The organism is Streptomyces chiangmaiensis, assembly GCF_036281785.1.
In the GTDB taxonomy this organism is placed as follows: domain Bacteria; phylum Actinomycetota; class Actinomycetes; order Streptomycetales; family Streptomycetaceae; genus Streptomyces; species Streptomyces chiangmaiensis.
Map to the genome: position 1 here is coordinate 1 of NZ_JAYWVC010000109.1, position 20,673 is coordinate 20,673.

The window sequence follows — 20,673 nt, forward strand, 5'->3', positions numbered from 1 at the left end:
GAGTACCGATGCGCGGCAGGGGGACGGACCGTCTCCTATTAGTGATGAAGCCCCTGTAATAGGGGCGGAGCGAAGGGGGCGGGCCGTCCTGATCTTGTTTGGTGGTCAACCGGTGTGTCCGGGAGGAGCCAGGTGAACGGATCAAGGCCGCAGGCCGAGATCAAGTCGTTTTACATTTCCAAGTCGATGGTGTGGGAGGCGTATCTGAGAGTCAAAGCCAATCGGGGTGCACCCGGGGTGGACGGAGTGTCGATCGAGCAGTTCGAGCAGAACCTCAAGAGGAATCTGTACAAGCTGTGGAATCGTATGGCGTCCGGCTCGTACTTCCCTCCGGCGGTGAAAGCCGTCGAGATCCCCAAGGCCGGCGGCAAAGGTGTCCGTGTGCTTGGGGCGCCCACTGTGGCTGACCGGATCGCTCAGACGGTGGCCGCGATGTATCTGGAGCGGCGGGTGGAGCCTGTGTTCCATCCGGACTCCTCTGGTTACCGGCTGAGGCGGTCGGCGTTGGATGCGGTGGAGCAGTGCCGGCGGCGCTGTTGGCGCAGCGACTGGGTGGTCGATCTCGACATCCGGGCGTTCTTCGACAGCGTGGACCATGAACTGATGCTCAAGGCGGTCGAGCGGCATATCGATGAGGACGGGAAGCGGGTCCTGCTCTATGTCAAGCGGTGGCTTGTGGCCCCGCTGGCAAAGCAGGACGGTACGGTGCAGGAGCGGGCTCGTGGAACTCCCCAGGGATCGGCTATTTCTCCCGTGTTGGCGAATCTGTATCTCCATTACGCGTTCGACGTGTGGCTGACGCGGAACTTCCCGCACGTCACCTTCGAACGGTACTGCGACGATACGGTGATTCACTGCAAGAGTGAGAGGCAGGCCCGCCGGGTGCGGGATGCGCTCGCCGATCGGTTGGAGCAGGTCGGTCTGGAATTGCATCCGGACAAGACGCGCATCGTGTTCTGCTAGGACGCTGACCGGCGCGGCTCGTACGAGCACACGTCGGTCTGGAGCCGAAGGCGGCCAAGACCAGGATCGTGCACCTGCAGGTGGGCGGCGAGGGACTGGATTTCCTCGGCTTGCATCACCGGTGGGTCACCTCCCGGCCGCACGGCGGGCGGCGTCCGATCGCTTTCCTCGCTCGCTGGCCCTCGGACAGGGCAGTGCAGCATGCCCGTGACCGGATCCGTGGACTGACGGACCGGCGCAGGCTGTTGCTGCCGGTCAAGGTGATCGTGGAGGACGTGAATGCGTTCCTTCGCGCGTGGGGCGCGTATTTCCGCTTCGGGAACTCAGGCGGGCACGCTTCACTTCCTTACGCCACCGCATCCTCCTCGGATGACCTCACGCTTCACTACCACCGAATGTGAGCCAGGGCATCCTGAATGGTGCGCGGCCGGGAGCGGATAGGGGCGGGCATCGCGGGGGCGTTGCTCGGGGAGGGGGAGTGCAGCCGGTCCGCCCGCGATGTGGCCTGTGGTGCGGTGTGTCAGTGGTTGAGGTTGGCCGATGACCAGATGTGGCCGTCGTCCGTTGTCAGTTCGATGCGGTTGATGGTGTCGGTGGCTGCGTACGCGATCCAGGTGGCTTGTCCGGAGGCGGGCATCCACCAAGCGCCGACGTTGCGGGTGGAGCCGTCGTCGAGCAGGAGCCGGCAGGTGTAGTGCGTTCCGGGTCGGCCCCCCGTGATCTGCATGACCATGACGCTGTCGTCGCCGGCTCGGCTCGGCTCGACCGTCCCGACCGGTCTGCCCGACGAGGTGACCAGGGTTGCTCCGTGCTCGCTGGGGGCCAAGTGGACCGGGGTCGCGTCGCGGTGGAGTACCGCCACGCCGACGCTGCCCAGACAGATCCCGGCGGCCGCAGCCGCAGCGAGCAGCAGCGGCGTCCGATGGCGGCGGCGCTGGTCGCGGACGGGGCCAGGCGGCGCCAGGTGTGAGCGGGACGGCGTGTGGTGTTCGTCTGTCGGGGTCGGCTGGGAGCGGCGGGTGGTGGAGGACCGGCGGGCGCGGATTCGATGCCCGAGTCGGTCTGGGTCCGAAGGCCGCTCGAACTCCAGGCGGTTGAGGACCCGCGCCTCGAACCCGGGTGGAGCGGCGACGGAGGGCGAGGCCGGCAGTACCGCATCAATGGCGGTGGAGACGTCGTCGTAGGCCAAGTGGCAGGCGGGGCAGTCGGTGAGGTGGCGCACCAGTTCGTCCTGCCGGCCGGGGAGGGCGCCCAGTGCCAGGGCCATCAGTTCGTCCTCATCGGGGTGGCGATCCATCGCGGCGTTCCTCCTTCAACGAGTCGCGCAGCCTTCGCAGGCCGGTACGGATACGGGTCTTGGCGGTGCCGAGGGGAATGTTCTCCTGCCGGCCGACCTCGGCGGCGGTCAAGCCACCGATGACGGCGAGAGCAACGGCACGGGCCTGCTCCGGCGGCAGGGCGCGCAGTCGGCTCAGGGCGCGTTCGCTTTCCAGGGCGGTCAGGGCCCGTTGCTCGGGATCGTCGGGCTGGGTGTCGTTGCGCAGGGTCACGTCGATGAGCCGTTCCAGGGTGTCGGCCGCGGCGGGCGTGGCCCGACGAGCCCGCACGGTGTCGATGGCGGCGTTGCGCGTGATCGTCAGCAGCCAGGTCAGTACTGAGGCACGCCGGGGGTCGTAGTCGCCCGCCGCACGCCAGGCTCGTACGAACACCTCCTGGCTGACGTCCTCGGCGAGGGCGGGCTCCCTGGTCACCGACAACGCGAGGCCGTACACGGCGTCTTGGAAACGCCTGACGAAGGCGACGGACGCCTGCTCGTCGCCCAGCGCGAACCCGGCGACGAGTGTGATGTCGTCGACCTGGTTCGCGCGCGAGAACAGCACCACGCCCATGTGTACGTACGAAACCGGCGAAGAGATTGACCAAGCCGCCGGGAGATTTCCGGGAACGCGGCGCAATCCCTGGGCCGGGCTCGCCCGTACAACCCCCGTGACTCGCTCGTACGACCATGCGGGAAGGAACGGAGGCATCATGCATCGTGGAAGGATCACCGTATGCGGGTTGGCGCTCGTGGCGGCCCTCGGGCTGGCGGGCTGCGGTGGCGGGGGCGCCGACAGCGGTGGCGGGGCGCGGAGCCAGGCGCCGGCAGCGGCTATGGACACCTCCACCGTCAGGACGAGCAACTCGCCCTTGGGTACTGTGCTCGTGGACGGCAGTGGTCGGACGCTGTACCTGTTCACCGCGGACGGGAAGAACACCAACTCCATGGACTGTGACGCGGCCTGCCTCAAGCTCTGGCCGCCCATGGAGGGCAAGCCGAAGGCGGGCGACGGTGTCGACGCAGGCCTGATCGGCACGACGCGCGGCGGAGGCCGGTCGCAGGTGACATACGCCGGACACCCGCTGTACTACTACGCCGACGACCAGACTGCCGGCGATGTCAAGGGACAGGGCGTCGACGGCGTCTGGTTCGTGCTGGACGCGCAGGGCGCCGCGATCAGAACGGCGGCCCCGACGACCTCGGCCACCGAGGACGGCGGCAACGGGGGTTACGGCTACTGACCTGGACGGGAGCGACCCCGGGTGTGCTGTCCCGGGACGTTGGTGACACCCGTGCCGGGTGCTTGAACAGGTGAGGGCCTTCTGGTTTCGGTGTGGATCGCGACATCTGCACGCCGACCGCAGGAGGCCCTCCCCGGTGGCCGAAACAAGTCCAGGGTTGCGACGTCCGGCATGCGAGGGAAGCGACGTGCAGTTGCCAGGCGTGATCCGCGCCGGGGGGCCTCGATCCCCGCTGCTGCCTCCGGCGTCCGCTACTTCACCTTCGTGAGCAACCGGATACCGGATACCGGACTACCTCCCCTGACGCGGACGGTGGCACGTTGCCGGTCCACTGATCAGCCCTCCGGGCGACCGGCACGGCTGAGGAACCCCACGGCTCCGACCAGTTCAGATGCCGTGGGCTTCTGTCGTTGCCGGTCGTCCCATCAGTCCCGCGATGCGCAGCATGGTAGACCGTGGTAGGACGCCGGCGTCCTCGGACACATCACTTCGGTGTCGTGTCCTTGCAACTCTCCGAAACTCTCACCACATTCAAGACCACAGGGAGATTGGTGATCTGCTGGTTCGGGCCCGGCTGGGAGCTGCAGATCTTCCATGCAGCCGGGTCGTCCACCGGACGGCCCTGTCCGCTCGCATCCTTGAAGACCATGTCGGATGTGGAGTTCATCTGCTCGTACGCGCGCCCGGCGTTGCCGCCGATCACATCGGGCATGATGGCGGCGACCGGCTCAGGGTCTGCCGAACGACGCGTCTCGGCGGACCCCGAGCCGGTCGTGGTGCTTGCCGGGACATCCGGCACGGACGACGCGCTGCAGGCGGTGAGTGAGGCCAGGAGCGTGGCGGCGAGGGCGGGTCTCAGGAGCTTGGTGACGGTCATATTCCCCCCAGCGGGATGGCAGTTCGGAACTGTGCTCACGGTGAGACAACAGGAAGAACCGCTTTCTTGATCAACTCTAATCCGGTGGCCGTGCCCGATACAGCTCGGCGGGCGGAACAACTCGGGACGAGTGATCGCGGCGGGCCTGTTCCCTGCCACCCGTCCCACCACGTGCTCCACCTCGGGCACCGGCCCACGGAGGTCTACCTGGCGCGGACCGCGCTCCACCGCGACCAACAGGGACGCCGCGTCGGCAGCCGGCTCATCCTCTTTGCTGCATGTTGTGGGCGAAGGCGTGCTCGACGTCGTGCGCGTCCACGCGTTCTAGGGTTTGCCGATCTCCCCATTATGAGAGCGGCCAAGGCGGCGGCCAGTTCCGTGGACAGACGTGGGTCCTGGTAGAAGAACATGGCGCCGGTGACGCCGCCGTTCAGTTGGCCGGCCTGGAGCCACTACCGCGTGGCTCCATCAAGGCAGGCCGAATGCACTTCGGAATGGACGGCGCCTCCATCGACAGTCAAGACGGAGCGTCGCGGTGGCCGCCGGGAGAAAGTGCTCCGGGCTGCCTGGGCGACGCTCATGACCGCCTGGGGCATCGGGAGCCGTCACACCCGGGTGGTCGGATCCGGCAGTGCCCCCGCGGATCCGGCCGGTGTCAGTCAACCTCGACGACCGGCACAGTCGGACGCGCCAACGCCCCACCGCTCTTGGGGTGCCTCGACTCACGGACGAGAAAGACCGCCAGGAACGACACCGCTGCTATCAGGGCCAGATAGAGAGAGATCGCGTTGGCCGTCCGGAACTCGGCGTACAGCGCTGCGCTGCATGGGTCTCCTCGATGCGCGACTGCGCGTACAGGCCGACGCCGATCAGGAAGATGCTGAGCAGGAACGGGACCCGCCAGCCCCAGGACAGGAAGGCGTCCTGCAATATCACTGCGGACAGGATCAGGAACATCACGTTGGAGCAGATCAGCGCGATCGGAACCCGAGCTGGGCGAAGCGGCCGTAGAAGCCCCGCTTGCCTTCGGGAGGGGACTCCGTCACCAGCAGCACCGCACCACTCCACTCCACTGGCCGCCCAGCGCCAGGCCCTGGATCAGCCGCAGCAGGACCAGCAGGATCGGTGCAGCGATGCCGAGAACGGAGTATGGCGGCAGCAGGCCGATCGCGGTGGTCGCCGCCCCCATGGTGCGAGGTCGGCGATCGACTCAGTGCACCCGCCGGCCGTGAGACCGGTGCCCCGGCAGGCCCGCACCCCTCCGTAGATGCACCAGAAGGTGATGTGCCAGAACAGTCGCTAGCCGGCTGAGGTGAACACGCGCTGGTACCGGACCAGGCCGGCCAGCTGTTCAACGACGTTCTCGAGGATCGCCCAGGCCGGTGACCCAGCGGGCAGCCCGTCGTCACCGGTCAGGTGTTGATGGGCGTGAGGAAGCACGAACTCGGGCTGTCCCACTACGCTCGCGTTCATCTTGTGGAGGACCAGGCGCAGGCCGAGTTGGGCGCGGATGGTGCCCAGCGGCCCCTGGAAGACCCCGGGCCTGTTGTTGGGTGGTGTCGTCTTACTGGCAAGTACATAGAGTGACGACAGTGAGGGGGCCTCGCCAGTAGTTCTTCCGCTCGGCGCCGGACAGCAGGCGGAGCACGAAGGCGCGTGTCGCGTCACGTGGCTCATCCGGAACCGGTCCGCTGCCATGGCCTGGTCGGACATCGCCCGCCAGTCCTGTTAGCTTCGGGGGCCGGTGGCGGGGTCAGCCCCAGCGGCCTGCGGCGGCGGCTTCGGCGACGAATTCCTTGAACGGCCTGGGCTGTCGGCCGAGTGCCCGCTCCACTCCGTCGGAGACGCTCGCGCCCCGGCCGTCGCGGATGTCCACGAGCAGGCCGGTGAGCAGACGGGCGACGCCGACGGGCACGCCTTCGGTGGCCATGCGGTCCACGAAGGTGTCAGGAGGGATGTCGAGGTGACGGACCGTGCGGCCGGTGGCGGTGGCGATCAGGTCTGCGGCCTCGCCGAAGCCGATCGCCTGCGGGCCGGTCAGCTGGTAGGTCTGTCCGCTGTGGCGGTCCTCGGTCAGCGCCGCGGCGGCGACTTCGGCGATGTCCTCGGCGTCGACGAACGGTGTGCGCCCGTCACCGGTGGGCAGGGCGAGGGTTCCGGTCAGGATGCCGGGCAGCCAGAAGGACTCGCTGAAGTTCTGTGCGAACCAGTCGGGTTGCAGGATGGTCCAGTCGGCGCCGGAGTCGCGGACGGCCTGTTCGGCGGCCTTGAGCGGGTGGCTGTCGTCGGCCCTGCCGACGCCGTGGGCGGAGAGCAGCACCAGTCGCCGCACGCCTGCGGCGACCGCGTCGGCCACCAGGCGCGGGATGCGTGCCCGCTGGTCCAGGCCGGGCTGCAGGCTGGGCTCTACGAGGTAGACGGCGGCGGCGCCGTCGAGGGCGGGCGCCCAGGTCGCCGGGTCGTCCAAGTCGAAGTGGGTGTCGCCGCCGGTGCGGGACGCCGTGCGGACCGGTAGGCCCTTGGACGTCAGACGGCGGGCGATACGGCGGCCGGTCGTGCCGGTGCCGCCGAGAACGAGGATGGTCTTCATGCCTCCCAGACAACCCCGCCAGAGGCAGACGATCCATGGGAGATCGTCGCTGATCCCTTTGTGATCGTCTAATGTGACCGTCATGGACGTCCTGAGCGATCTACTGCACCGGGCCCGTGCCAGAGACGCGCAGATCCGGCAGCTGATCCAGCGGCCACCATGGTCGATGACCTTCGCCGACGCCCCGTCGCTCACGGTCGTGGCAACCCTCGGCGGCCACGCGGCGGTCCGACTGGACGACGACCCGCAAGCCCCGCCCGTTCGCCTGTCCGCCGGGGACATCGCCCTGATCACCGGCACCAGCCGGTACACGATCGCCGACGCCCCCGACACCCCGCCGCAGGTGGTGATCCGCGACGGAAGGAAACACGTCATCGACAGCGGGACCGGGGCACGGCAGAACCTGGCACCCCGCACGTACGGCGACGGACTGCCCGGATCCACCACCCTGCTCCGGGGCGCCTACGAACTCCGCAGTGACGTAGGCGAGCGCCTGCTGGACATGCTCCCGCCGCTGGCTGTCGTGCCCGCCCAGCCGCGTACCCGGGCGGCACTGGACCTGCTCGCCGCCGAGACAGCCCACGAGGAACCCGGCCAGGACGCCATCCTGAACCGGCTCCTGGACCTCGTACTGGTACTGGCGCTACGCGCCTGGTGCGCCGCGCCACAGGCCCGGCCCCTGTCCTGGTACAGCGCGCTGGCAACCCCGGCGGTCGGTGAGGCACTGCGTCTGCTGCACGAGGACCCGGCGCACCGCTGGACCGTCGCCGAACTGGCCACGCGGGTGGGCCAGTCCCGGGCCACCTTCGCCGCGCGCTTCACCAGCGTGGTCGGCGAACCACCGCTCACCTACCTCACCGGCTGGCGGATGACCCTGGCAGCGGATCTGCTGCGCGACACGCAGGAGACCGTCGCCGCAGTGGCGCGCGCGGTGGGGTACGAGGACGCGTTCGCATTCAGTGTGGCGTTCAAACGGGGACACGGGGTCAGCCCCTCACACTGGCGACGGCAGGCACGGCCGGGATGGCGGGTCAGTTCATGACGGATGACCCTACGGTCGGCACGACACCGGCCACGACCGCAGCCGGAAGCATCACTCCCGCGCCGTCTGCGCGTAGGCGCAGGGTGCTGTCGTATGGGCCGGGTGGGATGTGCAGGGTGGCGGTGTTGTAGTCGCCGAAGCGGAGCACGTTGTGTCTGCAGTGCGGGCTGAGCGCGGCGATGTCGTCGGGGTTGAGCTTCCAGCCCTGGGCGGTCATCTGCCGTAGTGCGTCGGTCATGTCGATGGTGGTGGTGGAGAAGATGATGCTGTTGGCCATCAGGTCGAGGAACTTGACGGCTTTTTCCTGGAGTTCGGGGTCGCGGGAGCGCAGGTAGCCGTCGCCGCCGAAGTGCAGCCATTTCGTGTATCCGTTGTATGCCTCGGCCTTGTTGGTTGCCCTGGTGATCTGCTCCCTGAGTTGTGGGTCCGAGAGGTAGCGGAGCAGGACGATCGTACGGACCGCGCGGCCGACCTCGCGGAAGACCTTGTAGATCTGGTTCTTGTGGGAGTGGTTGTTCAGGCGCCGCAGGAGGGTGGTGGAGGAGACGGTGCCCTCTCGCACCGACAGACCGACCTGCATGAGGTCTTTCCAGCCGTTCTCAATGAGCTGCCAGTCGATGCAGGTGCGCGGGTCGGTGGAGAACAGTGCGTCGATGTGCTGGTAGCGCGCCTGCGGGTCGGGGCGGTGGAAGGTGAGGTCCTGGAAGTTGCGTATCCGCGGCAGCAGGTCGATGCCGAGCAGGTGGGCGAGTCCGAAGACCGGGAAGGACTGTCCCTGGGTGTCGGCGTGCACGGTGTCCGGCTTGACCTCCGACTCGTTCGCAAGGAGCGAGTCGATGAGGTAGACGGCCTCCCACACCCCGCAGGGCACAAATCTTGAGAAGAGCGCGACGTAGGCGTCGGAGACGAGATAGTGGGCGATGCCGCCGTAGCCGCCGTAGCGGATCGAGGTCTCGGCGAGGAGGTTGTCGATGACGGTGTCCATCATGGTGCCGTCCACCGCCGCCACGGACCCGTCACCCCACGCGGCCGTCAGGTCCAGGCCGATGTGGGCGTTGACGACATCGGCCCCGCACCGGTTGAGAACCGGGATGGTGAAGTGGCGCTTCGCGATCGCGCCGAGCTCGTGCGCGGCCACGCTGCCCCGCATGTGGCGCACGGCCTGGGCGGGGCCGAGCTCGGAACCGTAGACGAGCGCGGTGGTCACGTAGCGCGGCAGGGGCTCCTTCAGCTTCGGCTCGCTGCCCGAGCGCGGGCCGGGCCGTTTCCACCAGTCCGTCCAGTGCGCCGCCCTCGCCAGATGCTCCAGCACACTGCGGGCGGGAAGCCGCTCGGAGAGAGCTTCTTCCAGCTTCTCTGCGGAGGCGGTGCGCTCGCCCGCTCTGCGTACGGCAAGAGAGGGGACGCCGGTGACCGGGTCGATGGTGAGGTCCTTGTTGTCCGGATACCCGGCGTCCACGTTTTCGGCGATCATGGTGAGCCGCTCGCGCAGCCGGGCGGTGAACTCGCTCGCGGTGGCTGGGATGCCGGCCTGCGCGCAGAAGCCCGCGAGCTTGGGCCCGCACTGCTCCCAGGGCAGGAGCATCCGTGTCCAGTCACCGTAGTCCTCGGCGCCGATCACGGCGACATCACCGCAGCGCAGTTCCTCCACGAGACAGGCGAACACCATTGCCTCGAAATGGCGGCGGACCAGCATCCCCGGCTGTTCACGGGAGTAGACGGTCTTCAGCCACATCTTCGGCGCGAACGACAGGTCCAGCCGTACCAACTCCCCGCTCTCGTCCGTGCGGGTGGGATGCGTGTCCGCCACGAGGGGCCGGGTGAGGTGCTGGTGAGCGAGGACGTGGTCCAGCGCGTCCAGCACGCTGCGGTCGGTCGAGGTGGCGGTGAACGACAGACGGCGGGCGATCTTGAACATGGTCGGCCGGTCCGGCTTGAAGAAGCGCTCTACCAGCGCCGTGTAGTTACTGCCCTGGTAGGCGTCCAGGGCCTCCAGCTCCGCCAGCTGGGCCTCGAACCCGCCCGCGGTCTCGACCGCAGCCCGGGCGTTCTTCAACGCCAGCAGGTCATCAAGCGACGCCTCTCCCTCCCACGCACCGGGAGCGGCCTCGCCGCTGCCGCGCAGGGCGGTCAGCACGTCCCGGAAGGTGGCCAGGAGCTGCTCGGTAGTCTCCTTCTGCCGCTTCTCGATCTCCAGCAGCTCTTCCTGGGCCCGCTTGAGGTGCCGGGACATGCGCTTGGAGAGCATCACGACGGTCTCGTCCCGCACCGCCGCCTGTACCTGCGCGAGCAGGCACACGGTCCTCGCGGTGCGGCGGGGCTCGGCGATGTCCTTCATCTCGCCCACCGACAGCACCCTCGCCTGCTCGGCAAACACGGCCACCTTCGCCGGCGGTGCCTTCCCCACCCAGAAGACGGCATCCCCCAGCCCGTCCACCTTCTCCATCCGCTCCGCATGGGCCCTGAACCGCGACCACGTCGCCCGCCGGGCGGGCTGCTTGACCCACGCGAACAGACTCTGGTATTTGCCCTCGGCGACTTCCAGCATGCCTGCGACCCGCTCCCGCGCCGCGTCACTCATGCGCGCGACGATCGCCTGGCACTGCGAGGCTTCCACCTCGGAACGGACACGAGAAGCCATCCGGTCCAGAGTGGAGAACGCCGGCAGCTCCAGCCGCTCCTTCTGCCGGACCAACTCCTCCAGCGCCACGTTCACCAGATCCGCGGTATGCGCCTTCACCAGCGCCGCCGCTCGCATCGCCGCCTCCGCGACCGCGCGGGCCTCTCCCGGCTTGTGCTTCAGCTCCAAGCGCTCACGTACGGCGGAACGGTAGCGCTCCTCGCTCCGCTCGGAGTCCGCCTCGGGCACCGTCCCCGCAGCAAGCCCCGCCTGATCGCACACGCGAGCCACGACCACCTCGGGTATCTCCCCGAGCTTGGGGACACGGCCCAGCCGTGCCGCGGACTTCAGCATCACCAACAGCGCCAAGACCCGGCCCGGGCGGTCATGCGTATGCTCACGTGCCCACACCACCTCCTCGGCCGACGGCGTGAAGAACTCCCGCAACTCCCGTTCCGAGATCAGCCTCTTGAACCTCGGATACGCCGTCCGCTCCAGCGACGCCACACCAACCGCCCCACGCCCGACCAACCGACAGCGGTCACCATAAACAGCGACGATCCCGGTAGCTCGGCCAGGGCCAGATCACGGAGCGCACGCACACTCACCGTATTTGAGAGTCACGCTCTGCTACGAAGTGGCGGCTATTACGCGTATCTCCTCCGCCCACCTGGAACGCACCGATGATCGCAACCGGCTTCCGCTCGAGTACGGGCCTGCCGTCGTCGGTGGGCCGGGACACGTGCTCCGCCGTCGTGCAGTTCCTCGGCGAGTGAGTTCAGGCGCTCGGTTCGGCGGGCGCCCGCACGGAAGGTGGCACTCACGGCCGTCATCGCTCCCGAGTGCGTCGTAATGCCGCCATGTGCGTCGCACGGACCGGGTCGCGCCGCTACGGGAGACCACGGTGATGTCAGTGGGCGGCCGTACGATCTGTCGGTCCGAGGGCAGCCTTCCCGACTCACCGCCGACGGTTCGCGTCCGTGCTTCAGCACCTCGAGTGACACACCCCGAACACCAGAAGAGACACGCCATGCCTTTTGCCGACGAACTCATCAACAGCCACACCGCCGAGTCCCTGACCAGGGCCGTCCACACTGTGCTCCCGGGTGCGGAACTCGCTTCCTTGCGGGCGGCCGCGGAGCAGCTCGATTCACTCTCGCTGCGTGAGCGGGCCGATCTGCTGCGGGATGCCCTGCTCGCGGACGTACCAGGGGACTACGCCGAGCTGGCCCGCGTCGTGCGGGCCGCACAGAGTGGCGCCCCGCCGTTCGGCGGGTGGCTCATCTGGCCGGTCACGAGCGCCGTCGCCACGAAGGCCGTCGCCGAGCGGACCGACGACGCCTTCGACGACGCGATGGCGCTCCTGGCCGATCTGACCGGACGGCTGACGTCGGAGTTCGCCCTTCGTGTCCTGCTGCGTCACGACGTCGACCGAGCGCTGCGGATCGTCACCGGGTGGACGGCGTCCCCCGACAGCGACGTACGCCGCCTCGCCTCGGAGGGCACGCGGCCCTACCTCCCGTGGTCGATTCGGGTGCCGGCGCTCATCTCCCGCCCCGGTGCGACCGTGCCCGTCCTCGACGTCCTCTACAGCGACGAGAGCGAGTACGTCCGGCGGTCGGTCGCCAACCACCTGAACGACCTCAGCCGTGACCATGCCGATCTCGTCGTGACGACCGCCCGGGGCTGGCTCGCCGCCCCGACCCCGACGACCGGACGGCTCGTGCGGCACGGACTGCGTAGGCTCGTCAAACGCGGTCACCCCGGTGCCCTCGAACTGCTCGGCTTTGCTCCGGCGTCGCTCGAGATCGGCGGACCGGTGCTCGACCGGATCACGGTGCCGTTCGGCGGGAGCGTGCGCTTCACCGCGACGATCCGCAACGTCGGTGACCAGGAGGCCCGGTTGTCGATCGACTACGTGGTCCACCACAACAAGGCCAACGGTTCGCAGAGCGCCAAGACGTTCAAACTCACGACGCGTACCCTGGCGCCGGGCGAGACCGTCGAGGTGGGCCGTGAGCACTCCTTCCGCCCGATCACGACCCGCCGTTACCACCCTGGCCCGCATGCCGTGTCGCTGCAGGTCAACGGCGTGGCGTCGGACCGTGCGGAGTTCGAGCTGGGGGCCCCTTGATCCAGCGGCCCGACCAGGTGGCCCGCGCCCATCACGGGGCCTGCCCGATCACCGGGCGGACAGCCGTCGAGGCAGCCGTGCGAACCCATGGAGGCGCGAGGTCGTGTGAAGTGGCTATCCCTGGTCAATGGCCTGCTCCGCCCAGACGATCTTGCCAGGTGCCGTGTATCTCGTGCCGTGGGCCCGGGCGAGGTGCGCCACGATGATCAGGCCACGGCCGCCTTGGTCGCTCGGCGCCGGTGTGTGGGTGCGCGGTGCAGCACTGCTGTTGTCCGAGACCTCGCAGATCAAGGTGTCGTCGCGGATGAGACGCAGACGGATCGAACCGCTGGAGTAACGGATCGCGTTGGTGACCAGTTCGCTCACCACCAGGGTGGTGCTGAACGACAGATCGGGGAGTCCCCAGGCGGTCAGTTGCGTGGCTGTCCGGTCGCGTGCGTCGGCCACAGCAGTGGGGTCATTGGGCAGGTCCCACGTGGCGATGTCCGTGGGGGCGACAGTCCGTGTGCGGGCGGTGAGCAGGACGTGTGAGTTTCTTCCCGTTATCGGAAGACGGACGTCCGTGCCCTTGCTGCCGCCGTCCGCTCCTGCTCGGTCCTGCGGTGCACAGCGGCGCCGCTCCGGGGTGCTTGCACAGCTCAGCACGAGGAGGCTGCCTGGGGGAACGTCGAACACGGCGACGTCGCACGAGTCGCCCTCAGCGGGGTCCGAAGCCGAAGGTCCCATGGATGTGACGTCACCGTCAGGGGCGACGACGGTCAGGACGGCCGCGCCGGTCCGGGCTGCCGCGCAGTGGCCGGTCACCGGATCGTAGACCGCGTACAGGCAGCGGTTGTCCGCCTGGCCCGGATCGGCGGCGTACTCCTCCGCCGGGGAACGGAGGGGCTCGGGAGCGGAGGACCGGAGACTGTGGGTGAGGGTCTCGACGGGATCGACGTCCAGCGCGGCCAGCGTTGCGACGCGCGCCTTCTGCCGGCTCATGGCGGCTGCCGCGGCGATTCCGCGGCCACCGGAAAACCCCACCGCCAGCCCCACCCGGGTGCCCGGGAGCGGAATGACGTCGAACCACCCGCCGGGGGCGCCGCTCGCCGGCACATGGCCGTGGACATCCTCGATCGCGGTCAGGCGGGGTGGCCGGGCCAGCAGGGCGTGCTGCAGGATGCGTCCCATCGCTTGTTCACGCAGGTCTCGACGGAAATCGTCGAGCATCCGGGCGAACCGAGCTGCGAGCCGTGCCGCTGTTCGCAGGTCCGCCTGCCCGAACGGAGACGAGCCGTTGCACCGGTAGAAGGCCACGAGCCCGAGAACGACGCGGTGGGCGACGAGCGGAACCACCATGAGGGAGTGCACCCGGTCCTCGTGCATGAGCGGTGCCCGGACCGGGTCGCGGGCGAGCCACCGAGTCTGTGGGGGAAGACAGGCGATGACCCGTGGTCGCCGATCCGCGAGAGTGCGCCGGTAGGGCGTTCCGCAAGGGATGCGGCTGACCTCACCGATGCGGTAGGCGCACCGCGAACCATGACCGCACACGGCGCGGAAGGCTGCTCGCCGGAAGCGGTCGCCGGCGCCGGCTTCCGACAGCGCAGTGTGCTCGTCGAAGAGGGCATCCGAGACCTCGACGGCGGCGATGTCGGCCACGGCCGGAACCGCGGAGTCGACCAGCTGCCGGGCGAAGTAGAAGGCATCCCTGGTGGGTGCGACATGCCGTCGGGCGGACGCGTGAGGTGAGTACGTCATCATGATTGCCTCGAGCGTCGTTCGGGAGCGTTGTTACATTCGAGCATCCATCGCTTCGCCGATGAGCGCATCGGTGTCGGGCCGCATGCGCTGTCCGTGATGTGGCGCACCTCTCCTACGGCGCGCCCGCAGGGAAATGCACGGTCGCCGCACACCTGGCTGCGGGTTTGCCGTAATGACGACGACGGCTGCCGCAGAGCAGTGCCGGATCTACTGTGGCAGCTATGGACGTGCAGAGTCCCGCCGTCGACCGGCCAAGCTCCTCGAGGACCACCGTTGTGCTCGCGGACGATCACCTGGTTGTCCGGGCCGGCATGCGGCTGCTGCTGGCTCAGGATCCGGCGTTGGAGATCGTCGCCGAGAGTTCGACGGTCTCCGAGACCATCGACATGGTCCGCGAGCACCGTCCCGGGATTCTGGTCCTGGACCTGACACTGGCCGGTCGCTCGAGCCTGCCGATGATTCCGGAGTTGCTCACTGCGTCCCCCGGCACGCGGATCCTGGTCCTGACCATGCAGGAGGACCCGGCGTTCGCCAGGGCGGCGCTGCGCAGTGGCGCGTCGGGATATCTGCTCAAGGAGGCGGCTGCCGAGGAGCTGCTGGCCGCCGCCCGGCAGGTCGCCGGCGGGGCCACATACGTCCAGCCTGCTCTTGGGGCCCGGCTGGCCGTCGAGGGGGTGGGTCCGCATCATGCCGCCGAACCCGAACCGCTGACCGAACGCGAGACGGAAGTCCTGTCCCTGTTGGCGCTGGGGCACACCAACCAGGAGATCGCTCAACGTCTCTACGTGTCCGTCCGGACCGTGGAGAGTTTCCGCGCCCGTATACGGGACAAGCTCGGTAAGGAAACCCGGGCCGAATTGATCGCTGCGGCCCGCGAGCGTGGGCTGGTGGCATGACCGGTCCGCAGCCGACCCGCCCGGGCCTCGCCTTCGAGGCAGCGGGAACATGTCTGCTCGTGTCCGCGATCGCTCTGGAAATCACCGACGGGCCACTGCTTCCGGAACTTGTCCTGTCTCTGGCAGGCGTGGCCTCCTATGCTGTGGCGGCGCCGCTGAACAGCTCAGGAGGCCGCATTCTCCTGGCGGTGGCGGCGGCCCTCGCGCTCCTGGTCGCTGTGGCCTGCCTGGTCCGCATCACCCAGCAACCTCTGCTCAACGGACTGCATGTGCTCCCGTTGCTGTTGGTCGTGTACGCCGCCTCGATGAGGCGAAGCACGAAGCAGCGCCAGCGACTGCTGCACCGCGAACGGGTCCGAGCGCGCCACGACGGTGAAGAGCGGGAGCGCCGGCGCTGGGCCCGCGAGCTGCATGACGACACCCTTCAGGAGCTGGGCGCAGTCCAAGTGGTGCTGTCCGCCGCCGCCGCCGACGGCCGCTCGGAGCCCATGCGCAGCGCCATCGAGCAGGCCCGCGGCTTGGTGGGCAATCAGATAACCTCGCTCCGGCACCTGATCGTGGATCTGCGGCCTGCCGTACTGGACGAGTTGGGGCTGGGGCCGGCCCTGCAGGCACTGTGCCGGCGGACCGCGGAGACCTTCGGTGTCCGTGTCGATCTTCAGATGCCATGGGCGGATGGAAACGTCGGTGACCTCCTGTCCCCGGAGGTACAGGCACATGCCTACCGGATCGTGCAGGAGGCCTTGACCAACGCGGTGAAGCACGGCGACCCCTCGCGGATCACCGTCGGCATGAAGAGCGACAGCTCCTCGGTGACGCTGACCGTGGCCGACAACGGGCGCGGCATGCCACAGTCCCCGAACTCCGGGCGCCGCCCCGCTCTACGTTCAGCGACTCCGCCGTCCTTGGCGTTGCAGGGCGTAGGTCTCTCCGCGATGCACGAGCGCGCGGAACTCATCGACGCTCAGCTCAAGGTCCGTAGCGTCCCCGGAGCGGGCACCACGGTCACCCTGCAGGTCCCGGTGATCGGAAAAGGGAATCGTCGAACCGAGCCATGAGGTCATTCCACAGGTCGTGGCTCAGAAGGGCTGCGGGTCACTTGCTGCGGGACGCTCCAAGCGGCAGAGCCTGAGTGCGAGCCGGACCCGTGGACGCTGCCCCGCGGTCCGAAACCCTGTGTGCGCGGCGCGATGACCACGCATCGGGGCCGAATCGGGCCACCCGTCGGCGCCTCGGCTCCAGCTCCCCTGGAGCTGCTGAATTGCGAAATTGCGCAATCACTTAGATGCTGTTGTGGCTGCGCCCGCAGGTAGCCGCGGGCGCAGCCACCGGTTCGCCCCTGGCGGGGCGGGGTGTCGAAGGGGAGCCGAGCGTTGACCACTGTCGGGCCGGGCGGCACGGCGGTCGTCCGCGCCGATGCGGACGGGCGGCGCAAGAGCGTATGGATCACCCTGCCCCTGTGACCGAGCGCCGGGTGGGGTCCGCTGTATGGTCCCGGAGTGCGGATTCGGTTCGGGACGTGGCGGCGCGCGAGGATGGAGTGCATGTTCTGGACGAGCAGGTGGATGCGGTGCGCCGAGGACGGGCAGAGGGGTTCGCGGAGCGGCCGCGGGAGGGGGACGGACCGGTGAGCAAGCCGCTGTATCAACTGAAGGCCGAGTTCTTCAAGACCCTCGGCCACCCCGCCCGCATCCGCGTTTTCGAGCTGCTCAGCGAGCGCGAGCACGCGGTCGCCGAGATGCTGCCCGAAGTGGGCATCGAGCCCGCCCACCTCTCCCAGCAACTGGCGGTGCTGCGGCGGGCCAACCTGGTGGTGACCCGCAAGGAGGGCTCCACCGTGTACTACTCGCTGACCAGCCCACACGTCGCGGAGCTCCTGAGGGTGGCGCGGACCATCCTGTCCGGTGTCCTGGCCGGTCAAGCGGAGTTGCTCGCCGACCTCCGGGCCGCGCAGGCCGAGACGAAGCCGCCCGCGTAGTGCACGGCGTGAACTGGCTCCCCTCTCCACTGCCGCGTGGAGCGATCTGGAGGAAGAGGCCCGACGCACCTTCAAACGGCACGCTGCGGCACGGCGCATTGTCGACGTCCCCGAGCTGCGCGGAGTCGAGCTGGGGGGTGTGGCCACCGGGCACCTCGACAGCGTGGACGCCCCTGCCGATGGCGTGATCGCCCACATGCGCCGCTTCCAGCCCTTGGTCGAGCTGCGTGTCCCGTTCACCGTCGACCGCCGCCAGGCCGACGACGTCGCCCGGGGGGCCAAGGGCGCCGACCGGCAGCCGGCCAAGGACGCCGCCCGGCGGCTCGCCTTCGCCGAGGACCGAGCTGTCTTCGAGGGGATGCGGCCGCCGGCATTGTCGGCCTGCGGGAGAGCTCCGCCAACTCACCGGTGACGCTGCCCGCCGACGCCCGCGACTACCCGGACGCGATCAGCCAGGCGGTCTCCGCCCTGAGACTGGCAGGCGTTGACGGCGCGTACTCCCTTGCCCGGAGCACAGAGGCGTACACGGCGGTCAGCGAGACCTCCGACCACGGCTACCCGATCATCAAGCACATCGCCAGGCTGCTGGACGGGGACATCGTCTCGTCGCCCGCCATCGATGGAGCCTTCCTGCTCTCCACCCGCGGCGGCGACTTCGAGATGCACCTCGGCCAGGATGTGTCGATCGGCTACCTCTCCCACGACGCGACCAGCGTCACCCTGTACTTGGAGGAGACCCTCACCTTTCTGGTCCGCACCAGCGAGGCGGTAGCCGCCCTCGTGCCGCTGCCGACTGGCGCCTGACTGGGGGAGGCGCCAGTCGGTCGAAGCAGGTCCGCGTCGGCGGGGGTCGCCGTGGGCCGCTCCGGGAAGCCGTGGAGGAAGTACTTCCATGGAATTCCTGTGCGGTTGACGTGCAGGAATTCATGGAGGACTTCCCGCAGTCCAACGGTGGCCGGTGGGCCCGCCGTCAAGTCGGGCTTTCCGCTGAGCAGTTGAGGTCGGCTCGATGAGGGCCCGCCGGGCGTCCTGTTGCGTTCAGGGAAGTGGTGTACGGGCTCGACCTGATCCGGGGGTTTGCTCCGGCTTCTGGTTGATGCCCGCATAGAAGAACGGCCACCGGTTGATCTTTCGAGATGTCGAAGTCACGAAGGAGATCAGCACGATGACCGCACCTGACAGTCTGCCTCTGCATGCTCTCGCCGAAGAGAATCTCTCCGCGGCGAGTCCCGATCTGCTGTGCGCGATGGTCAAAACGTTCGCCGACGCGCTCACGTCCAGCGCCAGTGGACCGGCACCGCCGGACGCATCGAGAATCCGACGATCACGCAGCTCGGTGCCGAATGCCGTAGTCCTGCGTGGTATCAGTAAGTTCCACGGCAGCATCAACGTCCGCGCGCTGCAACCTGGCGTCGGATCTATGCAAACGCCGCCGTCTGCGCAGCGAAAGCCTCGAGGCGCGCATAGCATGAGAGGAGCGCCACGCGATGGCCCCTTCTCCCACCCCACGACCTGAGCGGCTTTACCCGAACGCTCCTACCCCCACGAGTTGGGTTCACCTGGACGCGGTGAACGCAACTCTGCTGACTTACCTACCTCACGCTAGCCATTTCGCGTCCGCGCGCTCACTGGACGGATCGACGGCAAAATGGATACGCAGCGCACGTCACGGCCCATCGGCGAAAGCTCTGTCCCGGCGGTTCAGCAGGAAGTACGAGACAGTGTCGCCCGATCGAGGGGGACCACTGTCTGCTCGGGCAGCCCGACGACGGCCGGAAAGGAGGAGGCAGAATGAGCGGTCCGATCGCGGTATTATTTGACATCGACGAAACTCTCATCCACACTGGCGGGTCGGGGGCACGAAGTTGGACCTGGGCGTTTGACCATCTGCACGGCGTGGCAGCCGATATCGGAGAGCACTCTTCCGCCGGAGAGACCGATCCACAGGTCGGTCGGGAAACGTTCCGTGCAGTGATCGGTCGCGAGCCGAGCTGTGACGAACTGGGCCGTTTGTACACCGCTTACTTATGCCACTTGGCAGAGGACATCTGGACTTCCAAGGAATATCGGGTGTTGGACGGTGTCGAGGAGACGCTGCAGCAGCTGGCTGAGGCTGGGGTCACTCTAGGGTTGTTGTCCGGCGCGATGGAAGGCGCTGCGAGGATTAAAATGGAACCTGCGAAGCTCGGCAGGTACTTTGTGTTCGGCGCCTACGGCTCGGACTCGCCAGACAGGGGGGAGATTGCCCAGCTGGCGGTAGCCAAGGCGGCCCGGCTGCACGGCCGAGGACTGACTCGCAGCGAGGTATACGTCGTGGGCGACACCCCCCGCGACATCGAAGCAGCGCTCAGGGCAAACGCGACCCCCATTGGGGTGGCTACAGGTCATTACACAGTCCCAGAGCTGCGTGCCACGAAGGCCGACCACGTGCTGACATCCTTGACCGAACCTTTCCCGGGCCTGTGATCTGCTTCCGTATCTCATCGCTAGAGGCTGTCCTACCTTTCAGGGTGTGAGCCTGCATGCAAGAGAACCGATTCCGTGTTCGGCTGCGGTCGGGAGGAAAGCTGCTTGTCTTGACAACGGCCCTGCTCGCGGGTGTGGGCGCTGTCGGCCAATCCGTAGGATGGGTGCTGCTCACCACGACACTCGGCCCAACGGCCTACCTGCTGCTGGCCCATCCACAGACAGCAGCCGCACGGCTCCGTTGTTGTCTTCTGGGTCACGCGTGCGCGACCGTCAGCGGTTTAGGGTGCCTGGCGGCCTTCGGCCTGTGGCACTACCCATCAGTCATCGAAGGGCAGCACGTTACCTGGCGCCAGATCGCCGCGCAGGCCCTGGCGGTGGGGTTAACACTCCTGTTGCTTGTTCTTCTGGACGCCCATCATCCGCCGGCCGCATCCACCGCGCTGCTCATTGCTTCCGGACTGGCTCGCCCCGGGCCGCCTCTCTACGGCATGTTGACCGGCCTAGCGCTCCTTTTCGCCGCTGTCGCTCTCCTCCCCCGAATTTGAAACTGCGCCAATTTCTTCTCGTCGGTCAACGCCATTCGGGTGCTTCACTACACACTTAGCTCACACGCTCAGGGCATGACGATGACGCCGCAAGAGTTCGAGGATCAGAAAGAGACCCTGGAGCTGATCAACAGCGAACTCGCGGAGCGTCTGGCACGGCAGTCTTGAGGCGGTCGGCGCTCTGCGCTCGCATTCCTCAGGTGTGGCACGTTGAGTCACCGATGCCTGAGGGAAGCAGCGATGTGGGAGAGAGAAACCCG

19 protein-coding genes and 1 pseudogene are annotated in these 20,673 nt (G+C 68.0%); 11 read left to right on the top strand and 9 right to left on the bottom strand.

Translation table 11 applies throughout. From position 1 onward, the window contains the following. Window positions 1–132: 132 nt before the first annotated feature. Window positions 133–963: a group II intron reverse transcriptase/maturase gene (ltrA, locus tag VXC91_RS26515; protein ID WP_329509853.1), complete on the top strand. Its 831-nt coding sequence runs from the start codon at window positions 133–135 to the stop codon at window positions 961–963. A gap of 68 nt (window positions 964–1,031) precedes the next feature. Beyond that, complete coding sequence (locus VXC91_RS26520) at window positions 1,032–1,364, top strand: group II intron maturase-specific domain-containing protein (protein ID WP_329509854.1); 333 nt, start codon at window positions 1,032–1,034, stop codon at window positions 1,362–1,364. Between the two features lie 119 nt (window positions 1,365–1,483). Here the strand turns inward: VXC91_RS26520 and VXC91_RS26525 are convergent, their stop codons facing one another. Continuing rightward, on the bottom strand, window positions 1,484–2,260 hold the full coding sequence (locus tag VXC91_RS26525) for an anti-sigma factor (RefSeq protein ID WP_329509855.1): 777 nt from the start codon (window positions 2,258–2,260) through the stop codon (window positions 1,484–1,486). Continuing rightward, window positions 2,241–2,852, bottom strand: coding sequence for an RNA polymerase sigma factor (locus VXC91_RS26530; RefSeq protein ID WP_329509856.1), 612 nt, complete (start codon window positions 2,850–2,852; stop codon window positions 2,241–2,243). The genes VXC91_RS26525 and VXC91_RS26530 overlap by 20 nt, the downstream gene beginning before the upstream one ends. 139 nt (window positions 2,853–2,991) lie before the next feature. Here VXC91_RS26530 and VXC91_RS26535 point away from each other — a divergent pair, with 139 nt between their 5' ends. After that, on the top strand, window positions 2,992–3,522 hold the full coding sequence (locus VXC91_RS26535) for a COG4315 family predicted lipoprotein (protein ID WP_329509857.1): 531 nt from the start codon (window positions 2,992–2,994) through the stop codon (window positions 3,520–3,522). Window positions 3,523–4,006: 484 nt separating this feature from the next. On the opposite strand, the gene VXC91_RS26540 is transcribed toward VXC91_RS26535, so the two are convergent. From VXC91_RS26540 to VXC91_RS26560, 5 genes are all read right to left on the bottom strand, one after another. Continuing rightward, complete coding sequence (locus VXC91_RS26540; protein ID WP_329509858.1) at window positions 4,007–4,399, bottom strand: hypothetical protein; 393 nt, start codon at window positions 4,397–4,399, stop codon at window positions 4,007–4,009. Window positions 4,400–5,161: 762 nt separating this feature from the next. Beyond that, complete coding sequence (locus VXC91_RS26545; RefSeq protein ID WP_329509859.1) at window positions 5,162–5,356, bottom strand: hypothetical protein; 195 nt, start codon at window positions 5,354–5,356, stop codon at window positions 5,162–5,164. A gap of 85 nt (window positions 5,357–5,441) precedes the next feature. Next, on the bottom strand, window positions 5,442–5,588 hold the full coding sequence (locus VXC91_RS26550; protein ID WP_329509860.1) for a hypothetical protein: 147 nt from the start codon (window positions 5,586–5,588) through the stop codon (window positions 5,442–5,444). A 110-nt stretch (window positions 5,589–5,698) separates the two neighbouring features. After that, window positions 5,699–5,872 (bottom strand): hypothetical protein, encoded by a 174-nt coding sequence (locus VXC91_RS26555; RefSeq protein ID WP_329509861.1) that lies wholly within the window; start codon window positions 5,870–5,872, stop codon window positions 5,699–5,701. Window positions 5,873–6,152: 280 nt separating this feature from the next. Next, entirely contained in the window at window positions 6,153–6,989 is an 837-nt protein-coding gene (locus tag VXC91_RS26560) for an NAD(P)H-binding protein (RefSeq protein ID WP_329509862.1), read from the bottom strand. A gap of 82 nt (window positions 6,990–7,071) precedes the next feature. On the opposite strand from VXC91_RS26560, the gene VXC91_RS26565 reads away from it, so the two are divergent. After that, the gene (locus VXC91_RS26565; RefSeq protein WP_329509863.1) at window positions 7,072–8,031 is read left to right on the top strand and encodes an AraC family transcriptional regulator; all 960 of its coding nucleotides are present in this window, start codon (window positions 7,072–7,074) and stop codon (window positions 8,029–8,031) included. Here the strand turns inward: VXC91_RS26565 and VXC91_RS26570 are convergent. Next, entirely contained in the window at window positions 8,021–11,158 is a 3,138-nt protein-coding gene (locus VXC91_RS26570; RefSeq protein ID WP_329509864.1) for a Tn3 family transposase, read from the bottom strand. The two genes, VXC91_RS26565 and VXC91_RS26570, sit on opposite strands and share 11 nt — an antisense overlap. Window positions 11,159–11,681: 523 nt before the next feature. Between VXC91_RS26570 and VXC91_RS26575 the strand changes: the two genes are divergently transcribed. Further along, window positions 11,682–12,785: a DNA alkylation repair protein gene (locus tag VXC91_RS26575; protein ID WP_329509865.1), complete on the top strand. Its 1,104-nt coding sequence runs from the start codon at window positions 11,682–11,684 to the stop codon at window positions 12,783–12,785. Between the two features lie 114 nt (window positions 12,786–12,899). Here the strand turns inward: VXC91_RS26575 and VXC91_RS26580 are convergent, their stop codons facing one another. Continuing rightward, complete coding sequence (locus tag VXC91_RS26580) at window positions 12,900–14,522, bottom strand: ATP-binding protein (RefSeq protein ID WP_329509866.1); 1,623 nt, start codon at window positions 14,520–14,522, stop codon at window positions 12,900–12,902. Between the two features lie 224 nt (window positions 14,523–14,746). Here VXC91_RS26580 and VXC91_RS26585 point away from each other — a divergent pair, with 224 nt between their 5' ends. The 6 genes and pseudogenes from VXC91_RS26585 (at window position 14,747) to VXC91_RS26615 (ending at window position 20,413) form a co-directional block, all read left to right on the top strand. Next, the gene (locus tag VXC91_RS26585) at window positions 14,747–15,421 is read left to right on the top strand and encodes a response regulator transcription factor (protein WP_329509867.1); all 675 of its coding nucleotides are present in this window, start codon (window positions 14,747–14,749) and stop codon (window positions 15,419–15,421) included. Then, the gene (locus tag VXC91_RS26590; RefSeq protein WP_329509868.1) at window positions 15,418–16,479 is read left to right on the top strand and encodes a sensor histidine kinase; all 1,062 of its coding nucleotides are present in this window, start codon (window positions 15,418–15,420) and stop codon (window positions 16,477–16,479) included. The genes VXC91_RS26585 and VXC91_RS26590 overlap by 4 nt, the downstream gene beginning before the upstream one ends. 569 nt (window positions 16,480–17,048) lie before the next feature. Beyond that, a complete protein-coding gene (locus VXC91_RS26600) occupies window positions 17,049–17,399 on the top strand; it encodes an ArsR/SmtB family transcription factor (protein ID WP_329509869.1) in 351 nt (116 codons plus the stop codon). Between the two features lie 13 nt (window positions 17,400–17,412). After that, a pseudogene (locus VXC91_RS26605) lies at window positions 17,413–18,203 on the top strand (family 1 encapsulin nanocompartment shell protein). A gap of 987 nt (window positions 18,204–19,190) precedes the next feature. Continuing rightward, window positions 19,191–19,865, top strand: coding sequence for an HAD family hydrolase (locus VXC91_RS26610; RefSeq protein ID WP_329509870.1), 675 nt, complete (start codon window positions 19,191–19,193; stop codon window positions 19,863–19,865). Between the two features lie 56 nt (window positions 19,866–19,921). Beyond that, complete coding sequence (locus VXC91_RS26615) at window positions 19,922–20,413, top strand: HPP family protein (RefSeq protein WP_329509871.1); 492 nt, start codon at window positions 19,922–19,924, stop codon at window positions 20,411–20,413. The last annotated feature ends 260 nt before the right edge of the window (window positions 20,414–20,673 follow it).

Coding starts and splice junctions, on each gene's coding strand:
- VXC91_RS26590 (WP_329509868.1), top strand. CDS start 15,418: ATGACCGGTCCGCAGCCGACCCGCCCGGGCCTCGCCTTCGAGGCAGCG.
- VXC91_RS26615 (WP_329509871.1), top strand. CDS start 19,922: ATGCAAGAGAACCGATTCCGTGTTCGGCTGCGGTCGGGAGGAAAGCTG.
- VXC91_RS26550 (WP_329509860.1), bottom strand. CDS start 5,588: ATGGGGGCGGCGACCACCGCGATCGGCCTGCTGCCGCCATACTCCGTT.
- VXC91_RS26575 (WP_329509865.1), top strand. CDS start 11,682: ATGCCTTTTGCCGACGAACTCATCAACAGCCACACCGCCGAGTCCCTG.
- VXC91_RS26560 (WP_329509862.1), bottom strand. CDS start 6,989: ATGAAGACCATCCTCGTTCTCGGCGGCACCGGCACGACCGGCCGCCGT.
- VXC91_RS26545 (WP_329509859.1), bottom strand. CDS start 5,356: ATGTTCCTGATCCTGTCCGCAGTGATATTGCAGGACGCCTTCCTGTCC.
- VXC91_RS26535 (WP_329509857.1), top strand. CDS start 2,992: ATGCATCGTGGAAGGATCACCGTATGCGGGTTGGCGCTCGTGGCGGCC.
- VXC91_RS26580 (WP_329509866.1), bottom strand. CDS start 14,522: ATGACGTACTCACCTCACGCGTCCGCCCGACGGCATGTCGCACCCACC.
- VXC91_RS26540 (WP_329509858.1), bottom strand. CDS start 4,399: ATGACCGTCACCAAGCTCCTGAGACCCGCCCTCGCCGCCACGCTCCTG.
- VXC91_RS26525 (WP_329509855.1), bottom strand. CDS start 2,260: ATGGATCGCCACCCCGATGAGGACGAACTGATGGCCCTGGCACTGGGC.
- VXC91_RS26610 (WP_329509870.1), top strand. CDS start 19,191: ATGAGCGGTCCGATCGCGGTATTATTTGACATCGACGAAACTCTCATC.
- VXC91_RS26530 (WP_329509856.1), bottom strand. CDS start 2,852: ATGGGCGTGGTGCTGTTCTCGCGCGCGAACCAGGTCGACGACATCACA.
- VXC91_RS26585 (WP_329509867.1), top strand. CDS start 14,747: ATGGACGTGCAGAGTCCCGCCGTCGACCGGCCAAGCTCCTCGAGGACC.
- VXC91_RS26555 (WP_329509861.1), bottom strand. CDS start 5,872: ATGAACGCGAGCGTAGTGGGACAGCCCGAGTTCGTGCTTCCTCACGCC.
- VXC91_RS26565 (WP_329509863.1), top strand. CDS start 7,072: ATGGACGTCCTGAGCGATCTACTGCACCGGGCCCGTGCCAGAGACGCG.